The sequence below is a fragment of the Nonomuraea sp. NPDC052129 genome (assembly GCF_040680095.1).
In the GTDB taxonomy this organism is placed as follows: domain Bacteria; phylum Actinomycetota; class Actinomycetes; order Streptosporangiales; family Streptosporangiaceae; genus Nonomuraea.
In genome coordinates this window covers 144783-161964 of the sequence record NZ_JBFAVX010000017.1, presented here as the reverse complement: position 1 = coordinate 161964, position 17182 = coordinate 144783, and the positions used below count along the sequence as shown (strand labels likewise).

General features: G+C 68.3%; 11 protein-coding genes and 1 pseudogene. 1 reads left to right on the top strand and 11 read right to left on the bottom strand.

The annotated features are described in order from the left end of the window. Positions 1–9: 9 nt before the first annotated feature. The 3 genes and pseudogenes from AB0L53_RS32605 to AB0L53_RS32595 all read right to left on the bottom strand — a co-directional run bounded on the left by AB0L53_RS32605 (position 10) and on the right by AB0L53_RS32595 (position 1925). Positions 10–918 carry a thiolase gene (locus tag AB0L53_RS32605; protein WP_364002053.1) on the bottom strand — a complete coding sequence of 303 codons (909 nt, stop codon included), beginning with the start codon at positions 916–918 and terminating at the stop codon, positions 10–12. A gap of 301 nt (positions 919–1219) precedes the next feature. Beyond that, positions 1220–1360 (bottom strand): annotated as a pseudogene (locus AB0L53_RS32600) (zinc ribbon domain-containing protein); the annotation flags it as partial. A 55-nt stretch (positions 1361–1415) separates the two neighbouring features. Beyond that, positions 1416–1925, bottom strand: coding sequence for a VOC family protein (locus AB0L53_RS32595; protein WP_364002050.1), 510 nt, complete (start codon positions 1923–1925; stop codon positions 1416–1418). A 153-nt stretch (positions 1926–2078) separates the two neighbouring features. On the opposite strand from AB0L53_RS32595, the gene AB0L53_RS32590 reads away from it, so the two are divergent. After that, the gene (locus AB0L53_RS32590; RefSeq protein ID WP_364002047.1) at positions 2079–3395 is read left to right on the top strand and encodes an MFS transporter; all 1317 of its coding nucleotides are present in this window, start codon (positions 2079–2081) and stop codon (positions 3393–3395) included. 600 nt (positions 3396–3995) lie between these two features. Here AB0L53_RS32590 and ettA read toward each other — a convergent pair. The 8 genes from ettA to cobA all read right to left on the bottom strand — a co-directional run bounded on the left by ettA (position 3996) and on the right by cobA (position 17154). Further along, positions 3996–5660, bottom strand: a complete 1665-nt coding sequence (gene ettA / locus AB0L53_RS32585) for an energy-dependent translational throttle protein EttA (RefSeq protein WP_225292519.1) — start codon at positions 5658–5660, stop codon at positions 3996–3998. A gap of 651 nt (positions 5661–6311) precedes the next feature. Further along, positions 6312–7511, bottom strand: a complete 1200-nt coding sequence (locus AB0L53_RS32580; RefSeq protein WP_364002044.1) for a cytochrome P450 — start codon at positions 7509–7511, stop codon at positions 6312–6314. A 458-nt stretch (positions 7512–7969) separates the two neighbouring features. Further along, positions 7970–8452 carry a MarR family transcriptional regulator gene (locus tag AB0L53_RS32575; protein ID WP_364002041.1) on the bottom strand — a complete coding sequence of 161 codons (483 nt, stop codon included), beginning with the start codon at positions 8450–8452 and terminating at the stop codon, positions 7970–7972. Positions 8453–8830: 378 nt separating this feature from the next. After that, on the bottom strand, positions 8831–10123 hold the full coding sequence (locus tag AB0L53_RS32570; RefSeq protein WP_364002038.1) for a GGDEF domain-containing protein: 1293 nt from the start codon (positions 10121–10123) through the stop codon (positions 8831–8833). Positions 10124–10531: 408 nt separating this feature from the next. Then, positions 10532–11644, bottom strand: a complete 1113-nt coding sequence (locus AB0L53_RS32565; RefSeq protein WP_364002035.1) for a single-stranded DNA-binding protein — start codon at positions 11642–11644, stop codon at positions 10532–10534. A 298-nt stretch (positions 11645–11942) separates the two neighbouring features. Beyond that, complete coding sequence (locus tag AB0L53_RS32560) at positions 11943–13565, bottom strand: ABC transporter (RefSeq protein ID WP_364002032.1); 1623 nt, start codon at positions 13563–13565, stop codon at positions 11943–11945. Further along, the gene (locus AB0L53_RS32555) at positions 13562–15925 is read right to left on the bottom strand and encodes a dynamin family protein (RefSeq protein WP_364002029.1); all 2364 of its coding nucleotides are present in this window, start codon (positions 15923–15925) and stop codon (positions 13562–13564) included. Before AB0L53_RS32555 ends, AB0L53_RS32560 begins: the two co-directional genes overlap by 4 nt. Further along, a complete protein-coding gene (gene cobA, locus AB0L53_RS32550; protein WP_358449531.1) occupies positions 15922–17154 on the bottom strand; it encodes a uroporphyrinogen-III C-methyltransferase in 1233 nt (410 codons plus the stop codon). Before cobA ends, AB0L53_RS32555 begins: the two co-directional genes overlap by 4 nt. Positions 17155–17182 lie beyond the last annotated feature (28 nt).

Genomic DNA, 17182 nt, shown 5'->3' with positions numbered 1-17182 from the left:
AGGCTCCCGTCATGACAGCCGGTTCGAAAGGATCAAGGTGGCAGCGGTGGCGAACATGCCGCCGTTGCCCAGCACCACGCTCACCTCCACCCCCGGCACCTGGGCGGCGGCCTCCCCGCGGAATTGCCGGACCGCCTCCTGGATGGCGAACATCCCGTACATCCCGGTATGCGTGTACGAGAGCCCGCCCCCGTTGGTGTTGAGCGGCAGCCGACCGCCCGGCGACGTGTGCCCCTCGGCGATGAACGCCCCCGCCTCACCCCGCCCGACGAAGCCCAGATCCTCCAGCCCGTAGATCGGCACGTGCGCGAACGCGTCGTACACCATCACATGGTCCACGTCCACATGCGAGATCTTGGCCTCGGCGAAGGCCGACTCCCCCGACAGCCGGAACGCCTTGGACGTGGTGAAGTCCTCCATCTGCGAGATGATCGGCGAGTCGGCCGCCTCACCCGAGCCGAGCAGGTGGACCGGCTCACGCCTGGCCCGATCCTCGGAGGTGACGATCAGCGCGCCGCCCCCGTCCGTCACCAGACAGCATTCCAGCAGGTGGAACGGGTAGGCCACCAGCCGAGACGCCAGCACGTCCTCGACCGTGATCAGCTCCCGGTACATCGCGCGCGGATTGAGGTGCGCCCACCGCCGCTGCGCGACCGCCACCTCGGCGAGCTGCTCGTGCGTGAGCCCGGTCTCCTTCATGTACCGCAGCGCCGTCAGCGTGAACAGCGTCGGCGGCCCCGCCACCCCGTACGGCAGCTCGAACTGCCCCAACAGCGAGTCGGCCCCCATCCCGAACCGCGCCGCGCCCACCCGGGACCGCCCCGACTCGCCGTGAGTGATCAACACGGTGTGGCAGAGCCCGGCGCGGATCGCCGCGGCCGCATGCCGTACATGGAAGAGGAACGACGACCCGCCCACGCCGGTCCCGTCGAGCCAGGCGAGTGTGACGCCGAGTGTGTGGGAGGCCGGGCGTGGGATGGTGGTTGATCACGTACGACTGACATGCTCCTCGCCCTGAAGAGGCGGGGATTCCCGCGCTGCTTACGCAGCAGTCCATGCCGCGTAAGCGCCATGAGCTGTGGGACAGGATGCTTGACGCTTCACTAACCCGCCTACCGGCAAGTCTCCACGTCCTGTCACCGCCCGTCCGGCGGCCTCGTCGTACCGATGAATCCAGGAAGGTCGCGTGGCCGCTGGCCCGCACCCACTCCACGTCGGCGGAGCCGCAGTGCGGGCAGTCGGGCCGTGGATAGAAGTAGTGCCGCGCACACGCCCGGCAACGCTGGATCCCGAGCTCTCCGGCCGCCGTGCCGTCCCAGAAGGGCTGCGTCTCCGGCGTGGGCCTCGGTACGGGCTTCATCGGCCTCCCCAATCTAGTTCTAGAATGAAACTCTAGATTTAGATTCGGGCGAACCTCAAGGGCTGGGGATTCCGTTGCCGTTGCGGCCACGGCCGTCGAGCACGTCGTCCAGCGACGGCCGGTGCTCCGCGCCGCGAGGTCCCGCCTGGGCCAGCTGGATCAGCACGCCGTGCGCCTCCTTGGGATGCAGGAACACCTCACGCCAGCGCTGGTCGCGGACGTTCAGGCCGTGAAGCCGGTAGCCGCGCCCGGTCAGCCTGGCCACAGCGGCGTCGAGGTCGTTGACGTGGAAGTTCAGGTGGTGGACGCCGCCTCTGCCGCGGGTCAGCTCGAAGAAGCTGTCGAAGAAGTCCGAACCGGCCAGCGGCTCCATCAGCTCGACCTTGCCGCCGCCCTCATAGGTGAGCTGCAGAGTGCGGTAGCCGCTCGAACGGTTATCGCCACCGCCGCCCAGGTGGCGGCCCCCGAGCAGGTCGCGATAGATCGGCAGCAGGTCCCGGATGCGGGGCGCCGCCACGGCCGTGTGATCGAAGGTCACCTCTAGCCCATCCAGTTCCAGGTCCACACTGACTCCCTTCCTAGAATTCGATTCTAGATCTTAGCGGAGCGTCCCGCACTCTTGACGTGGGGCGTTGTGAGGAGCAGCATTTCAGAAATGGATTCTAGAGCTACCTTCTAGAACTCATGACGGGGGCCTGTACGACGAGAGAGGCGAGTCATGAGGCTGTCCTACGTCCGCGAACTCGACGAGTACCCCACCGGCGCCCGACGCATGAAAATCCTCACGATGGCCGTGCTCGCCATCCTCATCGGGTCCTACGAGGCGCAGATCGCGCCGGTGGTCCCGCTGCTCCTCAAGGACCTGCACATGACGCTGGCCACCTACGGCGCCGTGTCGGGCGCCGCGGCCATCGCCGGGGCGATCGCCTCCATCCTGGGCGGACGACTCACCGACCGGCTTGGCCGGGTGCGGCTGCTGGTGCCCCTGATGATGCTCACCGCCGTGTGCTGCTTCGTCATGACGCTCGTGCACAGCCCGCGCGACCTGCTGCTCGCCCGCATCCTGCTGGCGTTCGTGGACGGCGTGGCCATGGCCAGCACCGCGCCCCTGGTACGCGACTTCTCGCCCCGGCTCGGCCGGGCGCAGGCGTTCGGCTTCTGGACCTGGGGACCGGTCGGCGCCAACTTCCTGGCCGCGGCCATCGCGGGCTGGACGCTGCCGATCTTCCACGATTCGTGGCGCTCGCAGTTCGTCATCATGGGCTGCTTCTCGCTGGTGATCTCGTTCGTCATCGCCTTCAACATCGCCGACCTCTCCCCTGAGCTGCGGGCCAGGATCCAGCACACCGAACAGGCCGCCACCCAGGTGGTCGACCTGAGCCAGCCGGCCCGCCTCCGCTCGCTGTTCGCCAGGCGCAACATCTGGGCGCACGTGGTGGGCATCTCGCTCTGGCTGGTGCTCTACCTCACGCTGTCGTTGTTCGGGCAGACGATGCTCGTCGGAGCGCTCGGCATCAGCACCGCCCAGGCGTCCACGATCATGGCGGCGTTCTGGAGCCTGAACCTGATCACACTGATCATCACCGGACGTCTCTCGGACCGTACCCAACTGCGCAAGCCGTTCTCACTGGGCGGCACGATCGCCGCGGTGCTCGTCACGGCCTACCTCGCCGTCTCGCTGGGGCAGGAAGGTGTCTCGACAGGCACGCTGATGCTGGTGGGCGCGCTGCTCGGCGGCTCGCTCGGCGTGGCGTACGCACCCTGGATGGCCAACTACTCCGAGGACGCGGAGGACGCCGACCCGCGACTGCAGGGCACGGCTTGGGGGCTGTTCGGGTTCCTCACCAAAGGCATCGCCGTGATCGGGCTGGTCGTCATCCCGCGGGTGGTCGAGGCAACGAACTGGCAGATCTGGCTGTTCATCTCGCTCGGCTGCCTGATCCTGTTCATCCCGGCGATCGTCCTGTTCAACGGCCCATGGCGCCGCCCCGCCCGCACTCCTGTCACCGTCGCCCTAGAGTCGGCCGAAGGCTGACAGCCCCCTGAAGTCGGCTGAAGGCCGACCGCCCTCGGCGGTCCGAAGGGATGACCGAGCTTGGGACAGCGAAGGCCAGCCACCCTCATCGGACCAAGGACGACCGAGCTCGGGAAGAGCGAGGGACGATCGCCCTGGGCGGCCGAAGGGTGACCGCCCTCGGCGACCGAAGGCTGACCGAATTCCGGAAGACCGGAGAACGACCGCCCTCGGCGGGCCGAAGAACCGATCGAACTCGGGAACCACCGAAAGCCGGCCAGCCACGTCCAGCGGCACACGCCCCGCATGGGGCACGCGACACACCGGGCTAGGCCTAAACCAACGGAAACAGCACGCCACCGCCGACAACCCACACCCCGGGCGGCCCGAGCCCGGCCCGCCCGCAGTCCTCGCGCGCGCCAGCCGAGCCTGACCGCGCGGAGCGTACACCGTCAGAAATGCCCAACCACTTCCAACGACACGCACCCCGGTCCCGTACGGCGGATGAGCGCCAAGATTTACCGGCCACTGATGACCGCAGACGTCTGTGCGCTAATGGCCGCAGATGTCCAGGGCCGGGAGTGTCGAGGAAACTCGTGCGCTCCCGGCCGGGGGCGGAAGTTAGTCGCGGTGGAGCTTGCGATAGGTGATCCGGTGGGGGCGGGCGGCGTCCGCGCCCAGGCGCTCGATCTTGTTCTTCTCGTAGTCGGCGAAGTTGCCCTCGAACCAGAACCAGTTCGACCCTTCCTCCCACGCCAGGATGTGCGTGGCGATGCGGTCGAGGAACCACCGGTCGTGCGAGGTGATGACCGCGCAGCCCGGGAAGTCGAGGAGCGCGTTTTCCAGCGAGGAGAGCGTCTCGGTGTCGAGGTCGTTGGTGGGCTCGTCGAGCAGGAGGACGTTGCCGCCCTGCTTGAGGGTGAGCGCCAGGTTGAGGCGGTTGCGCTCGCCGCCCGACAGAACGCCGGCCTTCTTCTGCTGGTCGGGCCCCCTGAAGCCGAACGCCGCGATGTAGGCGCGGGACGGCATCTCGACGTTGCCGACCTTGATGTGGTCGAGCCCGTCGGAGACGACCTCCCAGACGTTCTTGTTCGGGTCGATGCCGCCACGGCTCTGGTCGGCGTAGGAGATCTTGACGGTGTCGCCGACGACGATCGACCCGCTGTCGGGCGTCTCACTGCCGGTGACCATGCGGAACAACGTGGTCTTGCCGACGCCGTTGGGGCCGATGATGCCGACGATGCCGTTGCGCGGCAGGTCGAACGTCAGCTTCTCCATGAGCACCCGGTCGTCGAACCCCTTGGTGAGGTCCTCGGACCTGATCACCGTGGTGCCGAGACGCGGGCCCGGCGGGATCTGGATCTCGTCGAAGTCGAGCTTGCGGTGCTTGTCGGCCTCGGCCGCCATCTCCTCGTAGCGCTGCAGACGGGCCTTGCTCTTGGTCTGGCGGGCCTTCGGGTTGGAGCGGACCCACTCAAGCTCGTCTTCGAGGCGCTTCTTACGCTTGACGTCCTTCTGCCCCTCGACCTTGAGGCGCTGTGTCTTGGCCTCCAGGTACGTGGAGTAGTTGCCCTCATAGGCGTAGGCGCGGCCGCGGTCGAGCTCCAGGATCCACCCGGCGACGTTGTCGAGGAAGTAGCGGTCGTGGGTGACGGCGAGGACGGTGCCCGCGTATTTCTCCAGGTGCTGCTCCAGCCACTGCACACTCTCGGCGTCGAGGTGGTTGGTGGGCTCGTCGAGCAGCAGGAGATCGGGGGCCTCCAGCAGCAGCTTGCACAGGGCGACACGGCGGCGCTCGCCACCGGACAGCGTGGTCACGTCGGCGTCGGGCGGCGGGCAGCGCAGGGCGTCCATGGCCTGCTCGAGCTGACTGTCGACGTCCCACGCGTTGCGGTGCTCAAGCTGGTCCTGCAGCTTGCCCATCTCGGCGAGCAGCTCTTCGCTGTAGTCGGTGGCCATCTGCTCGGCGATCGCGTTGTAGCGCTCGAGCATCTCCAGCGTCTCGGCTACGCCCTCCTGGACGTTGCCTAGGACGGTCTTCTCCTCGTTGAGCGGGGGCTCCTGCTGGAGCATGCCCACGGTGAAGCCCGGCATGAGTTTGGCGTCGCCATTGGACGGCTGCTCCAGGCCGGCCATCATCCGGAGCAGCGTCGACTTTCCGGTGCCGTTCGGACCCAGGACGCCGATCTTGGCTCCGGGCAGGAACGACAGCGTGACGTCGTCAAGGACAACCTTGTCGCCGTGCGCCTTGCGCACGCGCTGCAACGTATAGATGTACTCCGGCATGGCATCTAGCTTAGGGGCTCTCGACCCGGGCTTCCGCCGCCCCACCGGACGGTCATGAGATGGCAGGCGCCACATCGGATAGTGGGCGATCTCCGACGACAGTTTCGGTCGTTGAAGTACATGCCCGGCAACGGCTTCGGGCGCGGGGATCCATGCCCGGCGAGCGTTTCGGGCGCAGAGACCCATGCCCGGCAAGCGTTTCGGGCGCAGGTACACATGTCCGGCGAGTGCTCAGGTGGACGACGACGGTTTGTTTCGCCATCATCCACCGCCGCGTTGCACAGCCGGCCGCCTGGAACCTCTTCTTGTTCGCCGTACGTGCCACCTGACGATCGGCATGGCCGGCCTCCGCAGGGTGTCGGCCATCAGCAGCCGGCGTGATCCCGAACTCGGGTTGTCGCCACAGAGACGACCCCGTCCGCCGCGCCACAACCCGAGATCGGCGCACCGCAGCCCCAACTCCTTGGGGTTGTCGGTACAGGTGATCGTCGACGGATCGGCCAGGCCACGGGCGAGGTCGGCCACCCCACCCAGCTTCACCGGCTGGATCGCATCGCCGGACACGCCCCTGGCCGACCGTTGGCGCGCGCGGGAGGCCGTTCTGGACGAGTTGCTTGCGCACCTCGACCAGGCAGCCCCGCACGCAAATGGTCAGATCAATCGAAGGCGGCGCACTCCTGTCATGGTCGGCGCGGGCATGAAGTCCACGAGATCGTTCGGATCGGTGCGCAGGGGGCTGAACCGGTCGAGCAGGATGTTCAGGGCGACCCGTCCCTCCAACCGGGCCAAGGGGGCACCCAGGCAGAAGTGGATGCCGCGGCCGAAGGCGAGATGCGGGTTGGGGTCGCGACCGGGGTCGAAGATGTCGGGGTTGGGGAACTGACGAGGGTCTCTGTTGGCCGGTCCGGGCCAGACCATGATCAGTTGGTCGGCCGGTATCGTCACGCCGCCGAGTTCGGCTTCGCGGGTGGTGGAGCGGCCGAGGGCGGCGAATGGGGTGAAGAAGCGGAGAGATTCCTCGATGACGGCCGGGACCAAGTCGCGGTCAGCCCGTACCTTGTCCTGCTGCTCGGGAAAGGCGTCCAGGCAGAGCACCGTGTTGCCGAGGAGCATCGTCGTGGTGATGTGCCCAGCGAGCAGGAGGATGATCGCGAAGTTGACCACCTGGATGTCGGGAAGGCGTTCTCCGTCCACCTCGGCCTCGACCAGCCTGGTGAGCAGGTCGGCACGCGGCTGCCGTTTGCGCTCTGCGGCGTGGCCTGCGAGATAGGCAGACATTTCATGCCACGGTCGTAGCGAGGCCTGAATGTCCGCGTTCTGTTCTTCTGTGGTCTTGTTGAGTGAGATCTTGGCGTCGCGCTGGAACAGCGCATCTGCCCACTGCTTGAACAGGGCGCGATCGCTGCTGGGCACACCGAGCAGTTCGGCGATGACGATGACCGGAAGCGGGTAGGCCAGATCGGTCACGAGTTCCAGTTGCCCGCGTTCTTGCGCCTCGTCGAGCAGTTCGTGAGTGAGGGCGGCGATCCTCGGCTCGAGATCCGCGACGACCTTACGGGTGAAGGCGCTGCTGACCAGCTTGCGCAGCTTGCCGTGCTCCGGCGGGTCGATCTGGGTGATGAAGCCCTCCATCGAGAATTCCTCGGCGGTCGGCATCAGGCCCTTGGGGATCACGCGCATGGTGTCGGAGGAGAACGTCGCTGGGTCCCCGAGGACCTCCTGTAGCTCCGGGTAGCCATAGACGTTCCACATTCCGATGTCGGCGTCGTACTCGACCGGCTGACCCGATCGCGGCCCGTGCAGCCAGAAGTGCTGTTTGGGGATGTTGTACCTCTCGACGATGTCGGTCATCGCCTCTCCCTTGGTATTGACGTGCTCCTCGCCCTGAAGAGGCGAGGATTCCCGTGCTGCTACGCAGCAGTCCATGCCGCGCAAGCAGCACGAGCCGTGGAACAGGATGCTTGACGCTTCACCGACCCGCCTACCGGCAAGTCTCCACGTCCTGTCACCGCCCGCCCGGCGGCCTCGTCATACCGATGAATCCAGAAAGTGATCTCGCGGCCAGCTTGGTTATCGCTTGCCAGTTCGATCACGAAACCTTACCGTACGTGATTGAGGCGTCGCAACCAGTTCCGATCCCTGCACACTCGCGCCCCAGAGGGCACTCACGCGCGGGCCTGCACCATCCCGCCTAAAGACGGGAGCACTGGCCCGCATCTCGGTAGATCCATTTTCGGTTGTGGATCAGTTCCTGAAAGATCGAGACGTGCTTCGTGCCGCCACGACGCGCGCCTCAGCGTAGGGATGCGTCATTTACCACTCTGATCCTCCTCACCCGACTTCTCGCGATAGTCCTGCCAGCGCTGGAGGAACTCCCCCGCGTCGCGCTCAACGAAGGCGAAGAACTCCCGGGTCTCCTCCAGCCGCGCCCGCTGCTCGAGTCGGCCCTCGCCGACGACTGAGAGCCCGAAGTCCAACGCCTCCAGGCTGGACCGCACCCCGGCCAGCTGAACCCCCATGACGTGTGCCCATCCACCGCCGGCCACCTGATAGCGGTGTTCACGGCTCGACGTGGGAACACGCTCGATCATCCCGGTGCCCTCCAGTTGCCTGGCCACCGTGCTGATCGCGGTCTTGCTCACGTCGAGTTGCGCGGCCAGATCAGTGAGCGACTGGTGCACGGGGTCGCAGATCATCAACCACGCATACAGGCGGCCCATTGTCCGCGTCCCACCGAAACGCTCCATGACCAGGCCCATGCGGTCGACGAACTCGGTCTCCTGCTGATCCATCTATGCAAACTCCGACGTTATCGTGAAGTACGTACTTTACGAAGTGTACGTAATGCCTCGGCGTGTGGCAGCAACCAGAAGGGCACCCACGAATCCCCCGGCCGCGACGATGGATTCCGGCTGCGGACTGGAGAATTGCGATTCGCCGTCAGGCGGCGGCCTTTTCAGGAGGACGCCAGACAGCGGGCCGCAGAAGTCCGGTGCGGCATCACGCGGCGACCCCTCCAGAGGGACATCAGGCAACAGCCCACCGAAGGCCCACTGCGACGCCAGGCAGCGGACCCTTCGGAGGCACCTCAGGCAACAGCCCACCGAAGCCCAGTGCCAGGCAGCGGATCTTTCAGGAGGGCATCACGCGACGAGGACTTCGGGGGGAGGTCAAGCGGCGGGGTCTTCGGGGAAGGCGGGTGGCGGTGGTTGGATCACGGGGACGCAGACGCGGTCGCGGCCGAGTTCTTTAGCGCGGTACAGCGCCAGGTCGGCGGCGGCGAGGAGTTCGATCAGGTCGTCGCCGTGGACGCTCATCAAGGCCACGCCTGCCGAGATGGTGACCGAGATCATCGCATCGTCCGCCGGGACGGACATGCGGCCGATGCAGTAGCGGAGGCGTTCGGCCACTCGGCGGGCCTCGTGGATGTCGGCGCGCGGAAGAAGGACCACGAACTCCTCTCCACCGAAGCGGCCCACCACGTCGTAGTCGCGCAGTTGGCTGCGGATAGTGGCCGCGACGCCGACGAGAACCTGATCGCCGGCCAGATGGCCATGGGTGTCGTTGACTCGTTTGAAGTGGTCGATGTCGATGATCAGGAGGGCGAGCGTCTCGCCGGTGCGGCGGGCGCGGACGATCTCGGTGTCGGCCTCTCGCTGCCAGGCGGCGGCGTTCAGCAGGCCGGTCTTGGCGTCGGTGCGGGCCGCCGCCTGGAGCTGGGCGTGCAGGAGGCTGCGCTGGAGGAGGACGACCGGCGGCAAGGCGAGGAGCAAGAGGGCGAGGTTGAGCCCGCAGGCGATCGCGACCGTGACGCCGAGGCAGAGCTCCACGACGTCAAGGAGCACGTTCTCCCTGTCCCAGAGCACCTCGCGCCAGGAGATGTCGGGGTTGGCGGTGTGTGCCGCGATCGCGATGAGGATGGTGTTGAGCAGGGCGAAGAGCACGGCGGAGCCAATGGCGCAGAGGATCGGGAGTCCGCTGCCCCGCGAGAGCACCGCCGAGTCGGGTACGAGCCAGTGGAACGTCACGGACGCCGTGCAGGCCGCCAGCCCGATGACCGCCGCGCTGCACACCCGGCGGTAGAGGACTGTCGCACGGACCCGCCATTGCAGCAGGACCTGCAGCACGATCGGCGCGAACAGCGAGTAGGCCGGCGGCAGCAGCAACGCCACCGGCAACCACCACGCGGACAGCAGGTCGCGGGAGACACCGGCGGGCATGCCCAGACGTCTGGTGGCCTCGATGCAGACCGCGCCGCAGCCCATGAGAGCGGCGAACGTCAGTAGCTGCGGCCACCGGAGTTCGGTAGATGTCGTGAAAAAGACGGTTGCGGCGAGATTCAGGATGACGATCCCGCTCAGGTAGTAAAGAAGCGGACGACGTTGTCCGAGTAGTGGCCAACGGCTGGCCAGCGTTGAAACACCGTTGCGAGGCTTGACCGAGGCGTGACTGGTCGCCGCCATCTCGTCCCCTCCCTGACTAACGATGTGTAACACATTAATTGCGGAGTGTGCGTTGCGCGATGGGAACCAACTACGTTTGACGTTGTGACCACATACGTGCTGTAGTCGGCGAATGACCCGCTCACTCCGCGAGTGGACCGTGCTGAAAGGAGCAGCCATGGTGCAGGGCGTGACCTGGACCTGAGAGACGCTCTAGCAATCTGACACCCGGCAACACCATCGGCCGAATTTTCGGTGCCACCCCGTGGGGCTTCATGGCATCACCGCGTACGGCCGGTGACCCCTCCCTTCCTTCCCGCTCTTACCTGCGGGCGCATGAGCGGGCACCGGCTTGATCGACCGATGCTCCGCTCATGCGTGAGCCGTTGTGCAGCAGAGCCCGCTACACCACCGCTCGGTCCTCGCCCGCTATGCCGCTGCTCGCTCCTCCGTCGGCCAACCAGCGTCCTCCGCCTCGGTCTCGTTGTCGTCGGCACCCAGGATCCGTACGGTCGCGCCGCCGCTCTTACCCCCCGGAGACGGAGCGCCTCGGGATTGGGACCGCGTCGACGCCGCACCTGCTGACGTGACACCTATCGACGCCGCAACTGCTGACGTCGCAGCGGCTGACGCCGCACCCGTTGGCTCGGCGTGAGTGGGCGCGAGATCGGTTGACGAATCACCGGTAGGCGAGGTGGCGCTCGGCGAAGAGGCGGAATGCTTGGTGTTGGGCTGCTTGGTGGCTGCGGGGCCGTTCTGCTTGGTGGCGGTTGCCGTAGTGATGCTTTCGAGGGTGCGGCTGCGACGGGAGCCGGTGCCGAGCACGCTGGCGGATATCTGGTCCTTGATGCTGTGAGTCGGCGCACGCCTCTCCTCTGCCGTGCCGCTCTCCTCGGACGTGTGGGGCTGTGAAGTCGGGCGGTCCTGCTGCGATGCCGTGCGGTTCTCCGATGTCATCGCCTCGTCTGCCAGGGCTGGCGGCTCCGTCGGACGGTCAGGGCCGCGCTTCTGCTCCTCCGCGACGCGGGGTGCGGAGCCTTCATCCATTCGGGCATCTACTCGGGCGGTCACCCGGGTTGTCGTGAGGCGGTCGGGGGCGGGCTTGGCGCCCATGGCCCAGTCCTGGGTTTCCTCGTCCAGGCGGTCGCGCATCTCCTTGCTCACCGAGCCGGTGCCGCCGCCGCGCTCCGGCTTGGCGAAGACACCTGTGCCCCAGCGCAGGTCGTGGCCCACCGAGCTGGCCTCGACCTCGGGCATGAAGCGCCGGTCACCCTCGGGGCCGAACTCTCTGATGCGGAGCTTGCCGGAGACGACCACGGGCTGTCCTACCTGCACGGATTTGGCGACGTTGTCACCGAGGGCGCGCCAACAACGGACCGCGAAGCACACTCGCTCCCCGTCCGCCCATTGTCCGGTCCTCTTGTCGAAGTAACGGTGGGTGGTGAGCACCCGGAGTGAGGTCACCCTGGCCCCGTCGTCGAAGCTGTATTGGCGTGGCTCTGCTGCGACGTTGCCGGTGAGTGTGATGTAGATGTCGTTCATCCCGTTGCCTCCACTGTGGCGGGCGGGGTGCCCGCGGCCTGGGAGTACGGTGCCTCAGGTAGGCGTGGGCGGGCGGGGCCGAACGGGGTTCTGTGGACAGCGTCGCCTTGAGGACGGCTGCCTGTGGACGAAGCCGCTTCTGAGGTGACTGCCCATTGGACAAGCCGCCCCTGTGATAACTGCCCGTGCACGAGGCTGCTCCCGAGACGGCTGCCCGCAGAAAGAGGCCAGGCGAGGCGCTCCAAAAGCCGACCACACAAAGCACCGTGAGAGAAAAGCCGCCCAGCCCGCAGAGGAGTCAGCCGGACAGCCCACGCATGGCGCTGTAGAAGGCGTGGTGGCGGCCCAGTTCGCGTTCCACCGGCTCCACCACCATGGTCTCCGACACCGCCGCCACCCGACGGCGCATCTCCCGTTCCAGGCGTTCGCGTTCCCTCGATGCCCCGAGTACGACGAAGTTGCGTGACGCGATGCCCGACAGCGCCCCCAACCCCAGTACGGAGGCCATCATCAGCCCCACCCAAGGCAGCGCGGCGCTGTCGCCGAGCAGTTGGAGAGACGCGGGGAGCTGGCCGGGGACGGTCAGCCCCACCGCCAGCCAGGCGAGTCCGCCGACGAAGGCGCCGACCAGGAAGTACTGCCAGATCTTCAGGATCCGCCACCAACCCGGCACCCGGTCGAGCTCCGGCGCGACCTCCGTGAGGTCCTCGGTCAGCACCTTGGGCAGTTGGCTGGAGCGGGAGCGGGCCGCACGGTGCACCGCCGTTCGCCACACCGGGTGCATCCCGACCGACAGCCCGTCGGCGAGTGCCTGGACGGCGTTGGACACCTCGGCGGCCTGCGCGCTCACCGAGCCGGTCGTGATGCCGCGGATCTCGTCGCTGACATCCTCCAGGCGCAGCGACTTGAGCGGGTCCGGACGAAATTTGGCCAGCCAGCGCGGGTACGGCCAGCCCACCCAGCGGCTCGACCGCTCGGCGTAGACGTTCTCCATGGCCTCGCCCACGGCCGGAACGCCCACGGCGTCGCAGAGCGCGTCCGTCAGGCCGAGCCTGCGGGCCTCGTCGACCGACGCCGGCGCGGAGAGGGCCTCACCGACCGGCATGGTCTCGGTGAGGCGCCGCTCCAGCCGGCGCAGGTCGGCTTCGATCTTGTGGATGGCCGCCCGCCGCCGGGAGACCGCGCCCGAGATGACGCTCTTGAGGCTGTCGATGCCCCGGCCGCTGACCGCCGAGGTGGGCACCACGCTGGGATGTTCGACGCCTTCGCGGCGGAGCAGGTCGTTGAGGTCGATGACCAGCTCGGCGAGCTCCTCGGTGGACAGCTTGTCGGCCTGGTTGAGCGCGAACACGGTCATCGCGTCATGCCCGGCCAGGTCGGTGACGTAGCGCCGGTGTGTGGAGGCGTCGGCGTACTTCTGCGGGTCGAGCACCCACACCACCAGGTCGGCCAGGCCGATGAGCCGGTCGGCCTCGGTGTCGGTGAGCGCCCGGATCGAGTCGTGGTCGGGCAGGTCGAGCAGGATCAGCCCGTGGAGCTGGCTCTCACCCTTGTCCAGCGCGCTGGCGCGGGCGAAGCGGTGGCGCCACTGGATCTGCAGCCAGTCGAGCAGCGGCGCGGCGCCCTCCAGCCCCCACACGCAGGCGTGGGTACGGGCCGTGGTGGGCCTGCGTACGCCCGTCGGCGAGAGCTCAAGCCCGGAGATCGCGTTGAACAGCGACGACTTGCCGCTGCCGGTGCCACCGGCGAGGGCGACCACGGTGTGCTCCGACGACAGCTTGAGCCGGTCACCGGCCCGCGTCAGCAACGCGCTCGCCTCGGAGAGCACCTTCTGGTCGAGCCGCCCCGGCCCGAGCTCAACGATCTTGGTCAGCGCGGTCAGCCGCGGAGCCAGGCCCGGCCTGGTGGTGACGGCGGTCATCGAGCGACCTCGAGGTTGTACGTCGCCTGGTAGAGGCGAGTCGCGGTGGACTCGTCGGGTATCCCGGCCGAGTCGAGCGCTTGCACGTAACGCATGGATTCCTCGTCGAACAGCATGCCGATCCTGGCTCGCAGGTCACTGAGTGCCTTGGCGCCGATGCCGCGCAGCGACTCGGCGCCGAGCAGGGCATTGACCAGCCGGTGCGGCACGCCTTCGACGGTGCCGCCGCTGAACATCGCAACCATGAAGATCAACGATAGCGAGTCGGCATCGAACGAGACGAACTTGGACACCGACCGCTTGGCCACACCCTCCGTGCGTACGAGCTCCGTGACGTGCTCCTGCCAGGCGGAGATGGCCCGGGTGGCATGCCGTACGAGCTCGTCGGAAGGCCGTTCGAGGCCCGCCCCGATCGTGCCGCCCACCTCCGAGCGGTGCCGCCAGCGGGCGACCACCTCCTCGGCGGCGCGGTGGGCGGCGGCGACGATCACCGACTCCAGACCGGCGCGCAGCGCCGCGCGGAACGCCGTGACGCGCTCGGGCGCCTGCCTGCCCGACCTGCCCCGCTTGCGGAACTGGATCGTGCGCATGAGGTCACCGGACCCGGCGAAGTCCTGCCAGCGGGCCAGCACCTCACCGTGGACGAGCATGCCGTTCCTGGTCGCCTTGTCGATCTCGGCGAGCGCGCTCATGTAGGCCGCCTCCACGTCCGCGCGCAGCTCGGTGCGGAACGCGACCTGCCCCTCCAGATGCCTGGCCAGGGCGGGGACGCGGGTACGGAAACTGTCGAGCACACCGTTGAGCGTCTCGTGTACGGCCTGCGCGCGGCGGTCCTCGTCGACGGAGAGCTCGGCCAGCCAGAGGCGCAGATCGGTCATTTCATGATCGGGCAGCCGGCCGTCGACGACCTTCGCCTCGCCGATGACGAACCGGTCGACCTCGCCCAAGCCGTATTCGGTGAGCATCCGGATGAAGTGCTTCAGCACGACCTCACGCGCCTTGGGCTGGACCCGTGAGAGCACGATGGCCAGCCGGGCACCGCGCTCCTTGGCCAGCCGCAGGAGGTTCCAGGCGGGGGCGTCGGCGTAGCGGGCGGCGGTGGTCACGAAGATCCACAGGTCCGCGGCGTCGAGCATGCGGTGGGCGATCTCGTGGTGCTCCTCGACGACCGAGTCGATGTCGGGGGTGTCGAGCAGCGCGACGCCCTGCGGCAGCTTCTCGGTCGCGACCACGACGAGGCTGCCGATCCCGTCCTCGGGCGACGGCTTGTCGATCCGCCGCATGCCGCCGAGCAGGTCACCCTTGGTGAACCACTGCCGGTCGTCCGGGTGGCAGACCAGCACGGGGATGCCGGTGGTGGGCCGTCGTACGCCGGTGCGGGAGATGTTCTTCTCGGCGAGGGAGTTGACCAGCGTGGACTTGCCCGCGCCGGTCGAGCCCGCGACCACGATGAGGGCGGGCGCGGTGTTCGTCCGTACTCTCGGGAGCACGTAGTCCTTGAGCTGGGCGAGCAGGTCGGCGCGGGCCTGCCTGGCCTCGGCCGCGCCCGGCAGGTCCAGACCGAACCGCAGGTCGGACACGCTCTCGCGGAGCGCGTCGAGCGCCGCCGTCAGCGCGGCGACCATCTCGGGAGGCAGCGGCTCGACCCGCCGGGCGGGGAGCCGCTCAGCTGCGGCTTGCTCCGCACCGACGGGCTCAGCAGGTTCGACCGGCTCAGCGGGCCCAGCGTGTACGGCCTGCGTGTCCGAGACTTGTTCGGCCCGCGCGTCGTCCGGGTCCTGTCCGGCCCGCAGGTCGTCCGAGCCCTGTTCGGCCTGCGGGTCCGGGAAGTGCCACGCGGACGGCTCCGGGCGGACATCCGCCGACCCCTCAGGCTCGTCACCAGCGAGGCGAAGGTCGTCGTCCGCGGGCTCATCGCCCCCGGGATCGGCCAACGCGGCCGACTCCACCAACTCGGCCCACGCCTCAGCCTCCGACAACGCCTCGGCATCGCCCGAAGGCTCCTCGTCAAAAGACGCCTCGGCGCCGCCAAGAGCCTCCTCGTCAGACGGCGCCTCAGGCTCATCAGACGATGGCTCGTCAGAGGGAGCCTCAGCCTCGTCGGAGGGCTCGTCAGACGACACCTCAGCCTCATCAGAGGGCTCGTCGCCCTCGTCAGACGGCTCGTCGCCGGACGGCGACGCCCCAGGGTCCGCCGGCTCGCCGGGCGACTCCCCGGCCGAGGCCGAAGCCGGGACCGGGGCCTCCTCGTCAGCCGCGGATGCCGCCGCCGGCGCCGCGGACTCGTCCGTGAAGGCGCGGAAGCTCAACGTCTGCTCCCCAGGCGACTCCTGCCGCCCGTCATCCATGGCCGTGTTCACGGCAGGCGCTCCGCTCTGACCATCTCGACCTCCTGGCCGACCCTTACGACGTCGCCGACGATGACGATCGCCGGCGGCCGTATACCAGCCGCGGACACGCGGTCGGCCACGCTGGAAAGTGGAGCCACAACCGCCCGCTGGGTCGGAAGAGTACCGTCCTGTACCACCATTACGGGAGTCTCCGGAGGGCGTCCATCTCTCAGGAGTGCCTCGGCCACTTTCGCCAGCCTCTCGACGGCCATCATGAGCACCAGCGTGCCCTGCGAACGGGCCAGCCCCGGCCAGTCGACGGTCGACCGGGCGTCGTCCGGCGCGACGTGCACGGAGATCACGTGAAACTCCTGGCTGACCCCGCGATGGGTCACCGGAACCCCGGCCGAGGCGGGCACCGCCACGGCGCTGGTGATGCCGGGAACCACGAGCACCGGGATGCCCGCCTGGGCGCAGGCGATCATCTCTTCGCCGCCGCGCCCGAACACGAACGGGTCGCCGCCCTTGAGCCGGACCACGAACTTGCCCTGCCTGGCCCGGTCGACGAGCAGCTCGTTGATGGTCTCCTGCGACAGCGACCTGCCGTAGGGGACCTTGGCGGCGTCGATGAGCTCGACGTCGGGCGCCAGCTCGTCGAGCAGGGCGCGGGGCGCGAGCCGGTCGGCGACCACGACGTCGGCCTGCGCGAGGAGCTGCCGGCCGCGCACGGTGATCAGCCCGGGATCGCCGGGGCCGCCGCCGACCAGGGCCACTCCGACGGGCTTGGTGCGGCTGCGGCGGGCGTCGACCGTGCCGTCGCGCAGCGCGCCCACGACCGCGTCCCTGATGCCGGCCGCCCTGCGCGGGTCGCCGCCGGCGGTCACGGCCACGGTGATCTCGTCCACCCGCCCGGAGGCGGGCGTCCAGGCGGCGGAGGCGTCCTTGTCGTCGGCTCGCACGCACCAGATCCGCTTGGCCTCGGCCTCGGCCGCGACGGCGGTGTTGACGGACTTGTCGTCGGTGCACGCCTGGACGAGCCAGGCGCCGTCGCAGTCGCCGACCTCGTAGGGGCGGGCGTGCCAGGTGACCCGGCCGGAGGCGATCAGGTCGTCGAGCGCGGGCGTGACGCTCGTGGACACCACGGTGACCTCGGCGCCTGCCTCCAGCAGCGCCGGCACCCTCCGCTGCGCGACGCGCCCGCCGCCCACGACGAGGACCCTGCGCCCGGAAAGCCGCAGGCCGAGGAGGTAGGGGCCCATGCTGGGGAATCTCCCGTTCGCGAAGCTT

Excerpts from the sequence above, each read along its gene's own strand:
- AB0L53_RS32590 (WP_364002047.1), top strand. The coding sequence starts at position 2,079 with ATGAGGCTGTCCTACGTCCGCGAACTCGACGAGTACCCCACCGGCGCC.
- AB0L53_RS32565 (WP_364002035.1), bottom strand. The coding sequence starts at position 11,644 with ATGAACGACATCTACATCACACTCACCGGCAACGTCGCAGCAGAGCCA.
- AB0L53_RS32580 (WP_364002044.1), bottom strand. The coding sequence starts at position 7,511 with ATGACCGACATCGTCGAGAGGTACAACATCCCCAAACAGCACTTCTGG.
- AB0L53_RS32575 (WP_364002041.1), bottom strand. The coding sequence starts at position 8,452 with ATGGATCAGCAGGAGACCGAGTTCGTCGACCGCATGGGCCTGGTCATG.
- cobA (WP_358449531.1), bottom strand. The coding sequence starts at position 17,154 with ATGGGCCCCTACCTCCTCGGCCTGCGGCTTTCCGGGCGCAGGGTCCTC.
- AB0L53_RS32570 (WP_364002038.1), bottom strand. The coding sequence starts at position 10,123 with ATGGCGGCGACCAGTCACGCCTCGGTCAAGCCTCGCAACGGTGTTTCA.
- ettA (WP_225292519.1), bottom strand. The coding sequence starts at position 5,660 with ATGCCGGAGTACATCTATACGTTGCAGCGCGTGCGCAAGGCGCACGGC.
- AB0L53_RS32560 (WP_364002032.1), bottom strand. The coding sequence starts at position 13,565 with ATGACCGCCGTCACCACCAGGCCGGGCCTGGCTCCGCGGCTGACCGCG.